Origin of the sequence: Endozoicomonas sp. (assembly GCF_965196975.1) — a bacterium.
Lineage (GTDB): Bacteria > Pseudomonadota > Gammaproteobacteria > Pseudomonadales > Endozoicomonadaceae > Endozoicomonas.
Genome location: NZ_OZ239981.1, coordinates 5,652,399 through 5,669,038, shown reverse-complemented (window position 1 = coordinate 5,669,038; position 16,640 = coordinate 5,652,399). Strand labels below are relative to the sequence as shown.

16 protein-coding genes are annotated in these 16,640 nt (G+C 52.4%); 14 read left to right on the top strand and 2 right to left on the bottom strand.

What is annotated here, in order from left to right; all coding sequences use genetic code 11:
* The first annotated feature begins 1 nt into the window (after nt 1).
* From ACOCLE_RS25090 to ACOCLE_RS25060, 7 genes are read left to right on the top strand one after another with little or no spacing between them, the layout of a single operon-like run.
* Entirely contained in the window at nt 2-355 is a 354-nt protein-coding gene (locus ACOCLE_RS25090) for a capsid cement protein (protein WP_419534739.1), read from the top strand.
* A 37-nt stretch (nt 356-392) separates the two neighbouring features.
* Nucleotides 393-1,319 (top strand): hypothetical protein, encoded by a 927-nt coding sequence (locus tag ACOCLE_RS25085; protein WP_419534738.1) that lies wholly within the window; start codon nt 393-395, stop codon nt 1,317-1,319.
* 10 nt (nt 1,320-1,329) lie between these two features.
* Entirely contained in the window at nt 1,330-1,572 is a 243-nt protein-coding gene (locus ACOCLE_RS25080) for a hypothetical protein (protein ID WP_419534737.1), read from the top strand.
* Nucleotides 1,569-1,979 (top strand): gp436 family protein, encoded by a 411-nt coding sequence (locus tag ACOCLE_RS25075; protein ID WP_419534736.1) that lies wholly within the window; start codon nt 1,569-1,571, stop codon nt 1,977-1,979. The genes ACOCLE_RS25080 and ACOCLE_RS25075 overlap by 4 nt, the downstream gene beginning before the upstream one ends.
* Nucleotides 1,979-2,458, top strand: coding sequence for a phage virion morphogenesis protein (locus ACOCLE_RS25070; RefSeq protein WP_419534735.1), 480 nt, complete (start codon nt 1,979-1,981; stop codon nt 2,456-2,458). The genes ACOCLE_RS25075 and ACOCLE_RS25070 overlap by 1 nt, the downstream gene beginning before the upstream one ends.
* Nucleotides 2,451-2,891, top strand: a complete 441-nt coding sequence (locus ACOCLE_RS25065) for a hypothetical protein (RefSeq protein WP_419534734.1) — start codon at nt 2,451-2,453, stop codon at nt 2,889-2,891. Before ACOCLE_RS25070 ends, ACOCLE_RS25065 begins: the two co-directional genes overlap by 8 nt.
* A gap of 20 nt (nt 2,892-2,911) precedes the next feature.
* Nucleotides 2,912-3,658 (top strand): hypothetical protein, encoded by a 747-nt coding sequence (locus ACOCLE_RS25060; RefSeq protein WP_419534733.1) that lies wholly within the window; start codon nt 2,912-2,914, stop codon nt 3,656-3,658.
* 11 nt (nt 3,659-3,669) lie between these two features.
* Here the strand turns inward: ACOCLE_RS25060 and ACOCLE_RS25055 are convergent, their stop codons facing one another.
* Nucleotides 3,670-4,320 (bottom strand): F-box protein, encoded by a 651-nt coding sequence (locus tag ACOCLE_RS25055; RefSeq protein ID WP_419534732.1) that lies wholly within the window; start codon nt 4,318-4,320, stop codon nt 3,670-3,672.
* 117 nt (nt 4,321-4,437) lie between these two features.
* On the opposite strand from ACOCLE_RS25055, the gene ACOCLE_RS25050 reads away from it, so the two are divergent.
* The 5 genes from ACOCLE_RS25050 to ACOCLE_RS25030 all read left to right on the top strand — a co-directional run bounded on the left by ACOCLE_RS25050 (nt 4,438) and on the right by ACOCLE_RS25030 (nt 12,592).
* Complete coding sequence (locus tag ACOCLE_RS25050) at nt 4,438-5,718, top strand: ISKra4 family transposase (RefSeq protein ID WP_419532972.1); 1,281 nt, start codon at nt 4,438-4,440, stop codon at nt 5,716-5,718.
* 153 nt (nt 5,719-5,871) lie between these two features.
* Nucleotides 5,872-8,448 (top strand): tape measure protein, encoded by a 2,577-nt coding sequence (locus ACOCLE_RS25045; RefSeq protein ID WP_419534731.1) that lies wholly within the window; start codon nt 5,872-5,874, stop codon nt 8,446-8,448.
* Nucleotides 8,449-8,457: 9 nt separating this feature from the next.
* Nucleotides 8,458-8,853, top strand: coding sequence for a hypothetical protein (locus tag ACOCLE_RS25040; RefSeq protein WP_419534730.1), 396 nt, complete (start codon nt 8,458-8,460; stop codon nt 8,851-8,853).
* 29 nt (nt 8,854-8,882) lie between these two features.
* On the top strand, nt 8,883-12,419 hold the full coding sequence (locus tag ACOCLE_RS25035) for a hypothetical protein (RefSeq protein WP_419534729.1): 3,537 nt from the start codon (nt 8,883-8,885) through the stop codon (nt 12,417-12,419).
* Nucleotides 12,419-12,592 (top strand): hypothetical protein, encoded by a 174-nt coding sequence (locus tag ACOCLE_RS25030; protein WP_419534728.1) that lies wholly within the window; start codon nt 12,419-12,421, stop codon nt 12,590-12,592. Before ACOCLE_RS25035 ends, ACOCLE_RS25030 begins: the two co-directional genes overlap by 1 nt.
* A 3-nt stretch (nt 12,593-12,595) precedes the next feature.
* Here ACOCLE_RS25030 and ACOCLE_RS25025 read toward each other — a convergent pair whose 3' ends face one another.
* Entirely contained in the window at nt 12,596-13,639 is a 1,044-nt protein-coding gene (locus ACOCLE_RS25025) for a transposase (protein ID WP_419533005.1), read from the bottom strand.
* On the opposite strand from ACOCLE_RS25025, the gene ACOCLE_RS25020 reads away from it, so the two are divergent.
* Both ACOCLE_RS25020 and ACOCLE_RS25015 read left to right on the top strand, forming a co-directional pair.
* A complete protein-coding gene (locus ACOCLE_RS25020) occupies nt 13,621-14,775 on the top strand; it encodes a hypothetical protein (RefSeq protein WP_419534727.1) in 1,155 nt (384 codons plus the stop codon). The two genes, ACOCLE_RS25025 and ACOCLE_RS25020, sit on opposite strands and share 19 nt — an antisense overlap.
* Before the next feature lie 2 nt (nt 14,776-14,777).
* Nucleotides 14,778-16,631, top strand: a complete 1,854-nt coding sequence (locus ACOCLE_RS25015) for a hypothetical protein (protein WP_419534726.1) — start codon at nt 14,778-14,780, stop codon at nt 16,629-16,631.
* Nucleotides 16,632-16,640 lie beyond the last annotated feature (9 nt).

Sequence of the window (16,640 nt, the reverse complement as noted above, 5' to 3'; positions counted from 1 at the left end):
CATGAGAAACGATGGACTAATTAAATCATTTTACGCCGATGGCACACTGGAAGGTCGCAAGCTGGTGACCTTTGGCACCGGCAAGCTGAAAGTCAAACAGGCGACAGCAGCAACCGACGCCCTGATCGGTATCACTACCCAGATCGGCAGTGAGAGCAACGGTCGGGTGGACGTGATTTTTTCCGGCATTACCGAAGCCGTCGCCGGCGGCAGCATCAGCAAAGGCGAAGTGCTGACCAGCGATGCCAGTGCCAACGTTATCACCGCCACACAGGCGGCAGACCGGGTGATCGGCATCGCCCTGGAAGACGCAGTGGCTGGTGACTTTATCAGCGTCCTGATTGCTCAAGGTTAAGGACTCTTTTTCATAACACGCTCAAGGACTGAGAACCATGGCCAACGCACCGTTTAAAACCAACCCGACCCTGACGGCTATTGCCATCGCCTACATGAACAATGAATTCATCGCAGACCGGGTGCTGCCAAGAGTTCCTGTGGGTGCCAGGGAGTTTAAGTGGACGAAGTACAACACTGAAGACCGTTTCACGATTCCAGATACCTTAGTGGGTCGTAAAGGCCAGCCTAACGTCGTGGAATTCGGCGGCACCGAAGAAGCGGGTTTTGTTCAGGATTACGGTCTGGAAGACCATATCCCGCAGCAGGATTTAGACAACGCTACTAACAGCAACTTTGATCCACGAGGCAACGCCGTGGAATTGCTCAGTGAGATCATCGCCCTGGACCGGGAAAAGCGGGTCGCCACTATGGTTCAGAACAAAGCCAACTATGCCCACAAGGAAACCCTCAGCGGCACCGACCAGTGGAGCCATGCCGACAGTAAGCCTCTGGTGGTATTGACTGATGCCCTGGAAACGCCCATCAAACGCCCCAATGTCATGATTACCAGTCGTAAGGTCGCCGTTGCCCTGCGCCGTAACCCGAGCATCGTCAAAGCCTTTAACGGCACGATATCCGACGATGGGCTTGTGCCTTTATCCTTCGTTAAGGAGCTGCTGGAGATCGATGAAATTCTGGTGGGAGCCGCCTATTACAACAGCGCCCGACCCGGCCATGAGATGCAGCTGGAGCGCATTTGGGGCAACCATTGCTCGCTGATTTACCGCAACCCCACTGCCAGGCCGAACCGTGGCGTCACCTTCGGCATGACCGCCGAGCATGGACAACGGGTCAGTGGTACCCGTCAGGATGCCAACATTGGCCTGCGTGGCGGTGAAGCCATTCGAGTGGGTGAGTCAGTCGACGAGCTGATCATTTGCAACGATGTGGCTTACCACCTTGAAAGCGTCATTAGCGGTTAAGGAGGCGCTTATGAAATACAAAGCACTCCACAGCGTACGGCATGATGGCACGTTGTATCAGGTCGGGAAAACGTTGGAGCTGGACGATCAGGCAGCTGAAGCGTTGCTGGCTTGTCAAGCAGTAGAGCCCATAAATGCAGAAGATGGCTCTGATCCAGCACCCGATAGTGTAGCGCTGGATGCTAACTACGCTGAATCAGAACCAGCGTCGAATGCTAATGAAAAGTCAGCAAAAGGCAAGGCTAAAAAATGAAGTACTGCGACAGCGCCGCCATGATCGCCCGGTTTGGAGGGGACGAGCTGATTCGCCTCACCGACCCGGGCGATGGTGCTATGGACGCCGCCGCCATTGACGCCGCCCTGACCGATGCCAGCGACGAAATAGACAGCTATCTGGCTGTACGTTATACCCTTCCGTTGTCGGTCATTCCTGAGATTGTGGTCAGGCTTTGCGCCGATATTGCCCGCTATCGTCTATACGACAGCCGCATGCTGGACGAGGTCGAAAAGCGTTATGACGACAGCATCAAGCTGCTTAAGGACATTGTCCGGGGCAGCGCCGTCCTGCCACTACCCACCACCACTGCCAGCACCGAAGTCAGCACCACCCGCAGCCGGGAGGATCGGCTATTTACCCGGGATACCCTGGAGGACTTCTGATGCTATCCCTTGAGCAAGGCCAGCAGGAAATACAGAGCCTGATGGATACCGTGATGCTTTACCAGCATCGCAAGCCGCTATTTACCCGGCTGGGACGGGCAGTGCTCACCGACGCCCGTCTGAATTTCCGCCGACAACATGCACCGGATGGCACACCATGGGCACCCTTGAAGATCAGAGCCGGGCAGATCCTGAGCGACACCGGTCGCCTGCGAAACAGCCTGAGCTACAAAACCGGCAACGACGAGGTGGCAGTGGGAACCAACGTGAAATATGCAGCGGTTCACAACTTCGGAGCCACCATGCGACCGAAGAAAGCGAAGATGCTCGCCTTTCCCGGCAAGAACGGAAAAACCATCTTTTCCAAGAAAGTGGTAATACCTGCACGCCCATTTCTGGGCATCGAGCAGCGCCAGATCAATCTGGTTCAACAGACCATCGAGCAGTGGGTCAAGGACGTGGCCAACCGCAATGTTTAACGAAGCCCTCAAAGCCATCACCGACCACCTGGAAGTTGCACTGGTCAACCACACGACAGATGTGGCAAGTCATCCCGGTCGCTTTACCGAAACCGAACTGAGCCGCCTGCTGACCGCCAGAAAAGCGGTGCGGGTGTCCATTGAGAACACCCAGAGCGTCAGTGTCACCGGTCAGGGCATCCAGGAGGCGAACCTGTTGATGGCCGCCTTTGTGATTTGCAGCGACAGCAAAAACGAGCCACGGCATGAAAGCGCCCTGTTACTGACCGAAGCCATTATCGAGCAGCTGCCGTTTAACAGATTCGGCACTTACTACCTGAAGCCCGTCAAGCCCAGCAGCATCTCAGCGGAAAATTTATACAGCGGAGAGATAGACCGAAAGGGGATAGCATTATGGGGCATCTCCTGGGAACAGACACTGACCCGACCATGAACCACAGAAGGAACTGAACAATGGCCACACAAGATCGCTCCTACATCGGAAAAGGCAAAATTTACCTCAAGCGGTTAAGCACCAGTACCGGCTTTTTACCGGTGGGCAATTGCAGCGCCCTCGAAGTGAGTTTTGAGGAAGACAAGAAAGAACAGAAAGACTACACCAGCGTGGGCGGTGGCAACGTCAATGTGGTTTCAAGAATAGACAGCGTGACCGGCAGCATGACCGCTATGGATTTAAGCGCCGCCAGTTTAGCGCCTGCCTTGCGAGCTGCGGTGAGCGAAGAGGCCAGCGGTTCAGTCACCGATGAAGTCATCGCCGCCAGCGGCACGGACGGTGAATTGCTGCCCTTTGCCTTTGCCCCTGACCATAGCCAGAGCATCACCGTGAAAGACGATATGGACAGCGCACTGACCGAAGGCACTGACTACAACCTGACCGCCAACGGTATCGTCGTGATCGGTACCGGCGCTATTGATAACGGTGGCGTGAAGGTGAGCTACACCAAAGCACCTCAAGAGATCATGCAGGCACTGGTGGAGGCAGGTGAGGAGTTTGCCTTGTTCTTTGACGGCATGAACGAAGCACAGTCCGGAAAGCCGGTAAGCATTACCATGCACCGCCTGAAGTTTTCCCCAGTACAGGGACTGCCCTTTATCAGTGATGAGTTTGCCGAGGTATCAATGGAATTTGAGGTGTTGAGAGACAGCAGCATTGGCGGTGTTGGCATGTCGCAGTTTATAAAAGTGGTGCAGGCGCTTTAGGGCGCCATCATTTAAAAATACTTTTTGGTATGTTGAGATATCCATTCAACATGATTGACTAGATCATCAGTACGATGATTTTTTATATAGTCTGAAATTTGGCTGTATGAAGAACCGAGGTATAAATTACGGTTTTCTTGACTTAATGTGATGGCGATTCTCATATTGCCCCTATCTTCGAAGTTTGCAGAAACATATATAAAGTATGAACCGTCAGTAAATCTACCAGTAGTAAAAGACCCCAGTTTATCGACTCCATCTATTGACTGTATGTTATAAGAATTACCGCGATTTTCTTCATCACAATAAATAACATTCACATTTTGCCATTCTGACAAAAGGCGTTGCTCAATATTTTCTAAATTTAGGGGCTTCTGCAAAATTTGAAATTCATAGACACACCTTTCTTTTGCTTTGCTAAGCATTTTACTGTCAATTATATGGTACATGTTGCTATTGACGGTTCTTAGGCTTAATAAAGAGGGTAGTGGTAGCCTCTCGGCAATATTTAGTCGTAGCTCAGGAGGTAGCCTTGTTAATAAGTCAGGCTTGTGACTTCTAACACGACGTACATTAAAACAAGATACATTTTGCTGATTGCCTGAATTATTTTGATTTTCTCTTGGTTCTCGATAAAAACATGTCAATAATTTCCTGATCATATTTGTAGAAAAACCTATTGTGGTTGCATAGGAAGGGTGCTCTCTCTGAATGATTGAAACAATAGTGCTCTATTTTCACAGCTACTATGGGAACACCACTCATAATAGTTAACTGTCATGCCCGCTTCTGTTATTTCCAGCTCTACCAAAAGCATCGTTTTGCAAATTGAAGTTTCTATAGATTCAGGCAACATGCTGAATCTTGAAGATAGTTTACAGCGTGCACTCAATGAAGCCGGGCAGCTTGGAACAAAAGAGTTATTGGGGCTATTTGAATCACCCAATAAAGAACCTATCGTCGTTAATCAGCAGAAGTGGAACTACAAAGGAAAGGTTCTTAAGCACTATGAAACCTTATACGGTCGTATACCTTTGGAGCGCTCCGTATATCAGGGTGTCAGAGGTGGCAGTACTCTGGCAGCACTTGATCTTCGTGCCGGTATTATTGGTTCAGCTACCCCCAAATTTGCCAAGTCTATCGCCTGGAAATACAGCCAGATGCCAGCGCCTGCGGTAAAAGAAGATTTTGAGACCAACCATCAAAGGACGCTTTCAAATTCTTATATCAAGCATTTATCGGACAGAGTAGGTGCATTAATTGAAGACCAGCAAGACACTCACTACCACCTTCCTCCACTAAAAGAGCCTGTTGAAACAATAGCCATTGGTCTGGATGGAACCTGCATGCTGCTTTGTGAAGAAGGCTGGAGGGAAGCCATGTGTGGGACATTGAGCCTATATTCTGCAGATGGAGACAGGCTCCACACGATATATACAGCCAGTTCGCCAGAGTATGGTAAACAAAGCTTTATGAGCAAGCTCGACGAGGAGATTGCAGATCTAAAACGACTCTACCCAAATGCCACATACATCGGGGTAGCTGACGGGGCTAGAGAAAACTGGAGTTATTTGAAACAACATACCTCTGGGCAGATACTCGATTTTTATCATGCATCTGAATATTTAGCTGGAGCAGCGGAAGCACTGTTTCCAACCAGTAAGGCGAAGCGACACCAGTGGCTTGAAGACAGGCTACATAGTTTGAAAAACAAGCGTGGAGCAGCCAAAAAAATCCTTCAGGAAATTGAATCAGCCGAGCTCCCGAAAAAGACAATCGCACTGACAGAGAAGCGCTACAAAGCTGTGAGCTATTTTACAAACAATCACCAGTTAATGAATTATCATCAGGCGCTTAAACGCCATTGGCCAATAGGTTCAGGAGTTACTGAAGCGGCTTGTAAGACTCTGGTAAAGCAACGATTATGTGGTTCTGGAATGAGGTGGAAAGCAACAGGAGCGGAAGTGCTTTTGACAACAAGAGCACTGATCCAGAGTAAGGGGCGCTGGGAACAACTTTGGTCTGAGTTCATGACTGGAAAGGTTGAAGCTAACCTATGAGTCAGTTATCAAATTGAGAGAGCACCCCATAGGAATGATATTTAATTATTAGCCTTTGCTTGCTTGCTTTATTTATTTAACGGCTCTTTTTTGTATGACCAGCTAATTAAAAACTCCCCATGCTGACCGGGTACCCACAAAGGAACCCACAACATGGCCAGCAATAACAGTGTACTCAATATCGTTATCCGGGCTCGGGATTTAGCCAAAGGAGCCCTGACTAAAGTCACTACCCGTTTACGCTCTATGGGTAGAGCCAGCCAGCAGACCGAACACCGCTTTGCCAGCTTAGGTCGCAGCATCCGCAACCTGGTACTCACCAGCGTGGGCTTTTACGCCATCAAAAAAGCCATGCAGGGGGTATTGAATACCGGGGATCAGTTTGAACGGCTGGAAGTGCAGCTGAACGCCATCATGGGCAGCATGGTCGAAGGCGAGCAGGCAATGGCGTGGATAAAGGAGTTTACCAAGAACACCCCATTGGAGCTGCAGGAAGTCGCTGACGCCTTTACCGCTTTGAAAAACTTCGGGCTAGACCCGATGGATGGCACCTTGCAGGCCATTGTTGACCAGACCTCCAAGCTCGGTGGCGGCATGGAGCGTTTGAAAGGGATCAGCCTGGCATTAGGGCAGGCCTGGGCAAAGCAGAAGCTCCAGGGCGAAGAAATCCTGCAGCTGGTCGAGCGAGGGGTGCCCGTTTGGTCGTTATTGGAAAAGGTCACCGGCAAGAATACCCAAGAGCTACAGAAGCTATCCAGCGCCGGCAAGCTGGGCAGAGAAGCCATCAAGGGACTGATCGACGAGATCGGGAAAAGCAGTGCGGGAGCCGCCAAGGCCAATATGGGGCTGCTGAGTGGTCTGATGTCGAATATGGCCGACCGCTGGACAGAGTTTAAAGACAGTATCGCCGATGCCGGATGGCTTGCTTACGTTAAGACGCAGCTGACCGCATTCGGTAACAAACTGGATGAGCTGGGGAAAAACGGCAAGCTGCAGGAACTCGCGCAAAAAATCAGCGACGGGTTTATCAGCATGGCGGAGTCAGTACGGTTGTCTTTGTCTTCTATTTCCTTTGAACAATTCGTCCAGGGAGCCACAGAAGCCTTTAACAGCGTCAGCACCGTCCTCGGCAAGATGCGCTCTGCTTTTCAATTCACCAGTAACACCATTAAATTTTTCTTTAATAGTTTTCTGGTTGCGGTCAAAGGGTTTGCGTCAGCCTATACCGGCATCTTATACGGGGTCGTGAAAGTTTGGCAGGAAGTCACCGACGCCCTGGGACTGGATAGCATTGCTGAAAAATTGAAAGGAACAACGGACTACCTTAAGTCGCTGACGAAAGAGTTTGCCTCACAGGCCGCCGACGATGCCAACGACGTTAAGGACTCGCTGACCGGAATATGGGACACCTTTGCAGAAGAAAGCGAAGCCGCTATATCCAAAAGCACCGACACGGTTAAGACGATGACCGATAGCCAGAAAGTGCTCTGGCAAAATTACGCCGATGAATTAATCGCAAAACAAAAAGACATCCAGGAGGAGGTGACCAAAACCGCTGACACCGCCAAACAGTCGTTCAAGGACGCCGCCGATGCGATGGCACAGATCAGCAACGCCGACACCCGCACCGAGCTGGCCAGCCTGGGTGTGGCATTGGCCGAAGCCTTTAGTCGGGGAGAACTCTCCCTCGAGGAGTACACCGCCGCCACCGAAGCGAGCCGCCAGAAATTACAGCAGCTGAAAGATCAGGCAGAGATGACCGGTGACGCCTTAAGTCAGGTGGGCAAAACCACCGCAGAGATGAGCCAGCAGCACAACGCCGCCATGGGTGAGAGCGCCACCATAGCAGGAGCGATGGCAGGTCACTATAACAACCTGAACGCCGAATTGCAGGGGATGAGTAGCAGCGCCCGGGAAGCTTTCGAGAAGATGAACAGTGTCGGGGATATCGACACCAGCGAAAGCCAAGACAGCGTGGCAGCATTAAAAGAGCAGCTACAGGGAACCAATGAGGAACTCAACAAGCTCCAGCATAACTATTCCTTTGACATTACCGGCATCGATGACTGGATGACCGTCACCGCCCAGAACGCCGCCTATGTGAAAAAGCAGTTTTTGGAGCAGAAGATCGCTCTGGAGGAGTTACTGACCGGGTACGACAACGGCGAAGTGTCCGCACGACGGATGGCCAGAGAAGGCCAGAGTGCTGCCTATTCTATGCAGCTATTGAACGAGCAAGACCTGAGCCAGCTGGACAGCGCCATCCAGCAGGCCGAGTCGAGCATGGAGTCACTGAACGACAGCGCCAGAAGCACCCTCGAAGGCCTACAGAACGAATTAGACCGCCTCCAGGGTAAGCAAGAGCAGATCGAAAAGCGCCAGTATCAGAGCCGCCAGCGAGACCTGAAAAGCCAGCTGGAAGAAGCCAAGGCCGGTGGCGACCAGCAGAGTATTCAGGATTTGAACAAAGCCCTGCGAGTGAACGAGGCCATCTACCGGGAGAAACGTAACCAACTGGCCGAAGAACAGAGAGCCGAGCAGCGGCAGAAACTGCCCAGTCAGCGGGAAAATTCACGCATTAACCCGCCACAACAAAGCGCACACAGTAAACAGGCCGAAAAGATTATCCGTCTTGAGTACCCCGGCGGCAGCGTCAACGTGGGCATCAACCGAAGCGATGAACGCAAATTGCTGGACGCCCTGAGAAACGCCGGATTGAGATCCGTGTAAGGAAGGCCTATGCAACTGGATAGCATCACACTGCCCGATGATTTGCTGTGGATAAACGAATTTGACTGGAACCCGGTGGAGCAGAGCCAGGAACGCACCTTAACCGGTGCTTTATTGGTTCAGGAGCAAAGCAAACAGTATGGTCGATCCATAGAGCTCTCTGGCGGACAGGATGCCGGATGGGTGACCCGCAGCACCGTGGCCAGCCTGCTCACCTTGAGCGAAACCGCCAATAACGTCATGACTCTGACCCTGCCCGACCTGCGGCAGTTTTCGGTAATTTTTGATCGAACCTCGGGCAGCCCGGTGGAAGCGCAACAGATACTGCCCTTTGCGTTTCCCGATGACGACTACCAATACAGCTTGACCCTGCGGCTGCTGACAGTCGAAACGCCTGCAGCATAAAACCCGTTCAGAAAAAAAAGGTGACATGGATGGCCATCAATAACAATGACGTGAAACTTTTTGAAAGCCAGCGCCTGACCGATGAGGAGGACGGTGGCGGACGGGTGACCGGCAACGAAGTGATCGACGGGAACGTGAATAATTTATTCAGGGACATTTCACGATTAGACAGAACCATCGGTGACGTGGCACTGCGTAAAGCGTTTATTGGGATCAGTACCGACAACAGCGATGCCTATTTAGGCAGCCACCTGATCCTCACCGAACCGCCCAAAGACCCCAACGTCAGCGTCCTCCTATTCAATACCGACGACCAGACCGATGAGCGAGCCGACGCCCGCAACCGGATCGAGAGCTATGTGGTGCCGGGCATTGAAGCCAGCTGGCTCCCCATTGGTGACCAGCTGCAGGGACAGCGAACCATCGTCGGCTATCAGCGGGAGGAGCTGGCCATTCCCGAGATCGGCGAAGTGTACAAGATCACCACACCGGATGAGCAGGTCAGCCAGTTTGTTCGGATTACCGGCCTTACTCACCAAGTGGCCACGTTTACCTATAACCAGGGCGGCAAGTTTGTGGACTTTACCCGGCGAAAGCTGGAGATGGACACCAGCGTCCCATTGATCACCACGTTTATCGGAGCGCAGCCTTTCCCCGGTGTCCCTGAAGAACCGACCAGCAGTGTCCACACCACCCAGATCGCCGACACCTCCCGCTATTACGGCATTCAGTCGGTAAGTGCTAACATCACCGCTGGTGACCTGACCATCAAGGCGGCGAGTGTTTACAACGCACTGGTGCCCAGCGCCAAAGTGGAAAGCCCGCTATTGGATCAGTATGGCGGTTACACCGGCAAAACGATGGTGGCGACTTCAGCCAACAGCAGAAGTGTCTCCTGCCGCTTTGTTCATATCAGCGGAAACCAGAGCCGAACGTATCTACAGCGAGGCGTCATGCCCAAAACTCTAAGTCTTTCATTGGAGGGTGGCACCTTTGAAGATGACGGAGCTGGCAACTTAACGCACAAAAGTGGCAACAACAGTTACAGCCAACTAACCATTGATTACGAGCTGGGCGAGATCAACGTATGGCGTACTAGCAGTTACACGACGGCCACCAGTTCAGCCAACTACCAGCCTGCAGTGGCCATTACCGGGGCTGCTGTCAGTGGAGCCATACCCATCACCAACCAGAACCGGGGCTTTAACTACACCCTGAACATGGCAGATGCGAAACCAAGACCGGGCACCTTAGTGGTGAGCTATATCGCCCTGGGCAAGTGGCAGGATATACGGGATACAGGAGCAGGCCAGCTTTCTGGCTCTGGCTCAGGAAGCATTATTTTTGCAACCGGATCCGCAGCCATAACCCTGGATGCCATGCCCGACCCGGACAGCGCCATCGTATACAGCTATGTGGCGCAGAACGATGACGAGGTGACCATTCGCACCGGCAGTGTGTCAGCAGATGATATGACCTTCAGGCACACGGTGGAGAAACCCGGCATCAAGCCCGGCAGTCTGACCGTGACTTATATATCCAACAGCCAGAATAAAACCCTTACCGACCAAGGCAACGGCCTGCTGACCGGCGACGGCAATGGCGCTATCCACTATGCCCCGGGAGAATTGAGCTTTCAGCTGGACAACCTGCCTGACACTGGTACCGAGATACAAGTGGATTATCAGGAAGGCACCAGCGCCGGTGGTCAGGTAAATGTTGCCATCGATGGCCAGGGCGTGATGAGTGGCACAATTCCCGGTGCTCCATTACTTCCCGGTTCCATACAGCTGCAGTTTCTGGTGGAGCAGCTATCCAACGTGCCAAGCGATGCCGGGGGGGAAAATTTCGAGACTTATGAAACCACCACCACCGTGACAAAGCAGCTTGATGACGATACCACTGGCGGCTGGCGTGGTGTTACGGGCACGATTGATTATCAGACCGGTGCTTTTACGATTCTGGCGTTGCAGGATTACACCTATACAGAGTTCACCAACATCCGGCAGACCTCAGGTGGCGCTACCTTCTATCGAGTGGAAACCACTAATACAACCCTAAAGCAGACCTTTAACGGCAGCAGCATCACCGCCATCGCCCAGGCCAGCAACCTGAGCCATGCCCCCTACAGCGAGACATTACCATCGCCAGAGCTGACCCTGGATTTATTGCCTTTAATCAGCGATACCCTACTGCCGGGGAGCGTGGTTTTTACTTGGAACGGCGAGACCTACTATGACCGGGATGGCCAGGTTTTCACCGATATCAGCACCGAAACCAACGCAGGCCTGCAGGTAGGCAGCATTGACTACAGCGGTGGCGTGGTTACGTTAGCCACTTATCCACAGGGCGGCTTTACCAGCGCCACCATCGAAGCAGCCGCCACCATCGGCCCGGGTTTCAAAGTAGACGCCGTCGCATTTCGCACACCGGGCTCGCCGGTCAGATTGGGCAGTTTGCAGCTAACTGCAGTGCGAGTGGATAACGGCGATATTATCACCGCCAGCGCCGACTTTAACGGCGAGATTAACACCAGCGAAGTGCAGGGGAAGATCGACACCACCACCGGCTGGTGTGAGATTCAATTTACCGACGGCGGCGCTCCTGAAAAGAAGCCAATTTTCGTGATACCGCAGAGCATACGATATAACTGCATTGTGGAAACCAGCCTGCCGCTGGACGCCGAACTGATCGGGCTAGACCCGGTGCGTTTGCCACCAGATGGCAAGGTGCCCATCTTCAGAGCAGGCGACATCGTGGTGATCAGCCACACCAGCAGCACCGATGCCGCTACCCCCACCGCAGGCCAGGTGATCAACCTGGCTCGTGACCATCAGGCCGACATTGTTGTGGAAGACAGCAGCGGGGCTCTGCTGGCCAGCGATCAATACACCGTCGATAGAGAGGCGGGTTCTATTACCTTTGCTGACCCACTGAGCCTGATCGACGACCAGAGCAACCCACTGACCGCCCCCTTTACCATTAAAGACCGGGTGGAACACATGAGCGTCCTCAGCGACGTTCAGATCAACGGTGATCTTTCTATTATTTCGCCTGTCCCTTGGGATTTACCCGCAACCGAAACCACAGTAAGCAGTGCGGTCGTGTATGGCGATCTTCAGGCCAGAGTGAAAAACTTTTTCAGCCAGAAGGTATGGGATAACGGCGACCCGAACTGGACAGACAACCGGATCGGTGACCAGACCACCGCCCAATACAACACCATCAACTATCCAGTGGAGGTGACCAACAAGGGAGCCATCTATGGCAAGTGGGCGATCATCTTCACCAGTGGTTCAGCATTCCAGATCGTAGAGGAAAAGCTAGGGATCATAGCAACCGGCAACATCATTGCTGATGTAGCACCGCTGAACCCGGAAACAGGCGTGCCCTTCTTCACTATCCGGGCTGATGGTTGGGGAACTGGCTGGGCAGCAGGGAACGCTATTCGATTTAATACCGATGGTTGCCTTGCACCTATCTGGATTTGTCGGACGGTTCTCGCTGGTCAGGGAACGGAAACCAATGATGATTTTACGCTTCAGATCAGGGGGGATGCTGACTAATGGCTGGAATATGGTTTCCCGAAGATAACGTTGCAGGAAAGCTATCTACGCCTCGAATTTATGCTGCAGATAATGAGGCGTTTAATTCGTCTGTTTCAGAACTTCATTTTGTAATGACGTTGATTTTGCATGAGTCAACGGCGACAAAAAGTGTTCCGCTTTTAAATGTATAGAACTTACGCATTGACAGCTCTGATAAAAGATGGTCTCAGCCAGTCTTTACCATCAGAGAAGCTCTTAATGAAGTCCCAAATAGCATCCTTGAGCGCATCATTCTTAACGCGATAGATGCTACTGAGAGATTCAGATACTTTCTTGGCCTGAAGGCAGGCATACCCAAAGATAGAGGCAAAAATATGGTTCCTGACCTGCTGCTTTCCTCTCACCTGAAAGCGCTCAATACTGCAGAGTTGTTTCAGCGCCCGGTGATACTCTTCGATCGCCCAATGGTGCAGGTGAAGTTCATTAAAGCCTACCTGTGGTGATACCTCTGATCCAGCATGGGGTGTGTAGACGACGTAATGGCGCAGCTCGTTTTTTAGCCGCGTCCGGTACAAACGCACAGAACCAAAATTACGTAGCCAAACGGTTATTCCCTCTTCAGGAATCTCCAGGCTCTGCACTTGTTGGTAGTCACCCTTTTGGATAGAAACAGTACGGTTGCTTTTAACGGCAAACATAAAACCCAGACCGTTGTTTTTCACAGTCTTCAGGTTTGCGGCACTGCTATACCAGGAATCCCCCGTAACAAATGCAGGTCGTAAGCCCCATACAAGTACTTCTTTCAGCATCTCGAGAAAATAATCATTTTTGGACTTTCCGTCCGCAGAGTCATAGATACGGAAATTGACAGGAAGGCTATAGCCTTTGATATCGGTGTAATAGAGCGTTATGAGATTAATGCCCTTGACGGCTTTATGATGCTTGCCCGAGTAATGATAGCCGATGAATGCCGTGTAGTTACTGTACGGCTTATCCAGCACCGTATCATCAACCGATAGCGTGCCCCCATCAAGAATCAGCCTTGCGGCTACTTCCATGAAAAGGTCATTGGGAGCAAAGTCTTCACGTTGTAGAAAACGGTTAACGCTGTGGTGTGACATATCTCCGATCTCACTAAGGCGAGTACAGGTTGCTGATTTCGGCTCACACAATAGAAACCCTGTATATTTCGGCAAATCACACCCAGCTGTTGTAGGTCTTGTTATCTTTCTACGCACGACGACATCCGCTATTTTTTGCTGATCTAGCAATTTTTACAGCTGCCTGTCAATGCGAAAGTCCTAATGTAGATGGCTTCGCAACGTCAAATGGCAGTTCTGTGTATCGGACAGATATATGGGTTGAAAATGGGGTTTTACATTATCGAACGGAAAGGTCTAGTGATGGCCGTGTAGGAACAAAGGGAGAATCAACTACCCTATTGCCGACAGGTGTGCCTGTTGAAATCGTAATCACTATGAATGCGAGCCGGAGTTATACGCCTGATAAGTTGGTAATGCACATCAATGGCACACGAGATACTGTTGTTAATTTGCAATCGAGCAAAAACTATACCTTTCCCTGGTATAGTTATCAGGAGGTTTCACTGGGCTACGCGTCTAAGACGAATACCTTTGCAGCAGGTCTATTAATTACAGACTTTCACCTATCCAACATTTATAACGCATCGCCACAAAAAAATACGTCAGCAATTAGTACCTATCAGACGATATGGAACTCTGATTTTGAGAATGTGGCTGAACCTCTAAAAATCGCTACCCGGCGCAATAACATAGACAGCAGCCTAAGTTGGGCTAATAGCGATGATACAAAGGTCATCTGGACAGATGGAAATACCATCCCGACGACAGGTGGCGGTGGTGATGCCGGAGCCGGGGGAATTATTATTCCCGGCAATGGGAACACCACACAGGTTCAGGGCGTCATTACAGAGAATGACCTTTTTGTTGCCCGGAGAGTCATGGCTATTACCGAGGCGCAGCTGGCAGTGACCGATAGCGAACTGACCAAACATGCTGTTCTCGATAGCACTGTCAGCAGCGATGTTGATGGAACCTATACCCTGGATACCAGCCCCTATGAAGGCACCGTCTTTGTTATCGCCGCCGATGATTACGGCACCGTCTGGCAACCTGACACTGCTTATGCCGTAGGCGACGTGATCAGGCCGCCGACCTTTCAGGGCTATGTCTATCTTTGCACCCTGGCAGGGACCACCAGCAGCACCGAACCCGTGTGGTGGCTGGATACCGATGGCAGCCAGAGCATCGGCACCGCCCAATTTCAGGCGAAGCCATTTAGCCGACCGTTAGCCCACGGCCCGATCCTGCCGACCATTCTCCCCAGTGCATAACGATGGCTTACGACCCCTCCGCAAGCACCGATTTTATATTCAGCGAACAGGCCTACCAGCCTGCGGTGGATTTCGCTTTTTATCCACAGAAGACATACGCCTTTACCACACCGCCCTCCGTTGTCCGTTTTTGCCAGAGTCACTGGCAGACCAGCCAGCCACAGCAGCGTGACCAAAGCGCCGCTTATGGCAGCAGCCTGACGATAGATGCCACCAGAGCGCAAAGCAGTCATCAGGCCACACCGCTGGAAGCCCATGCCGTCGGGCTTTTCTGGGGCGAGGTGGCGAGTTTGCACGAAACCGTACAAATTAGTCATGGCCAGAGCCAGGGCAAAGAGAACCGCATTAGTGGACACTGGCAGCAGTCGCCCACCAAGCAGAGCCACCAGCGCCAGGGATGGGACAACAGCCTCCAGCCCCAAGACCAGCGCACCGAGCATGACTGGCAGACGCCAGCCGAGAAAGACGCTCTGCGGCTGGCCAGCTTTCACCGTGTGGATGAATTCAGCCCACCTCACCAGCAGGAAAACCTCGGCTACCGGATCCCCGAAGCCAGCCTGCTGAATTTCCAGTTTGCCGGGCAGAGCTACACACCGGCCACCAGCCCTGACGTGTTTTTCAGGATGGGCAGAGCCATCGAGCAAAAAGTTATCCAGCCAAGGGACAGTCGAACCGGTTTCAGCTTTCAAAGTAATCGAGACCTGGACGAACCGGTGGTGATTCCCTGGGGCTTAGGACAGAAAGCCAGGGATGAAAGTGTTACCGGCAACTATGGCGGCGAAACCGACCCGAACGTGGTCGAGAAACCACAACCCGAGCAGCCAGAGATCAGGGAGAGCTATTTACTTATGAACGTTATCAGCGTGGTCACCTTACCAGAGCGCACCCCCATCGAGCTGAACGATGTAGAAATAGAACTGGATATAGACAGCTTCAGCTGGAGCCTGACCGGACAGCTATGGGGAGCGTCCAGCCTGGCCATGATAGAACCGGATGCCAGTGGGCCGAAGCAGGTAGAGATAAACATCAATGGCTGGGTTTGGGTATTCATTATTGAGCGATACAGCACAGATCGCCGATTTGGGCATGAACGATACACCGTGACCGGCAGCAGTCGAAGCCAGCTGCTCGCCGCCCCGTATGCACCGAAGCGCAGCAAAAGCAGCGCCAGTGACATCAACGCCAAACAGGCCATCACTGAGGAGCTGGCCAATACCGGCTTTACCGCCAGCTATCCCGACCTGAACGACTACAGTACCCCTGACTGGATCATTCCCGGCGGCACCTTCAGCTATCAGCACCAGACGCCCATGGAGGTTATTGCACGACTCACCACCAGCGCCGGATCGGTGGTGATTCCAGCCCGAGATAGCGACCAGCTGAACATCCAGCCCCGTTATCCCGCCAGCCCATGGAACTGGGGCACCGCCACGATGGACAGGATTATTCCCGCCAGTATGGTCATCAGCCTGAGCGCCAGCTGGCGACCCGAACCACAATACAACGCCGTCTATGTTTCAGGCACCCATGCGGGCGTAGCGGTCAACGTGAAACGCAGCGGAACGGCAGGGGATGAACCTGCGCCAGATATTTTGGAAGACTGGCTGACAGAGACCCAGGTCAACACCGAGCGAGGCCGGAACGAACTGGCCAAAGGCGGTCACCAGAGCATCACCACCATCGAACTGCCGCTGACCGACACCAACACCGCCCCCGGACTCATTGAGCCAGGGATGCTGGTCGAGGTTCAGGATATAACCGGTGACTGGCAAGGGCTCTGCTTGCGAACCCATATCAGCGCCTCAGGGGGATTAAACGCCGTTATCCAGAGCGTAGAACTTGAAAGGCATTATTAGAGAAAGAGG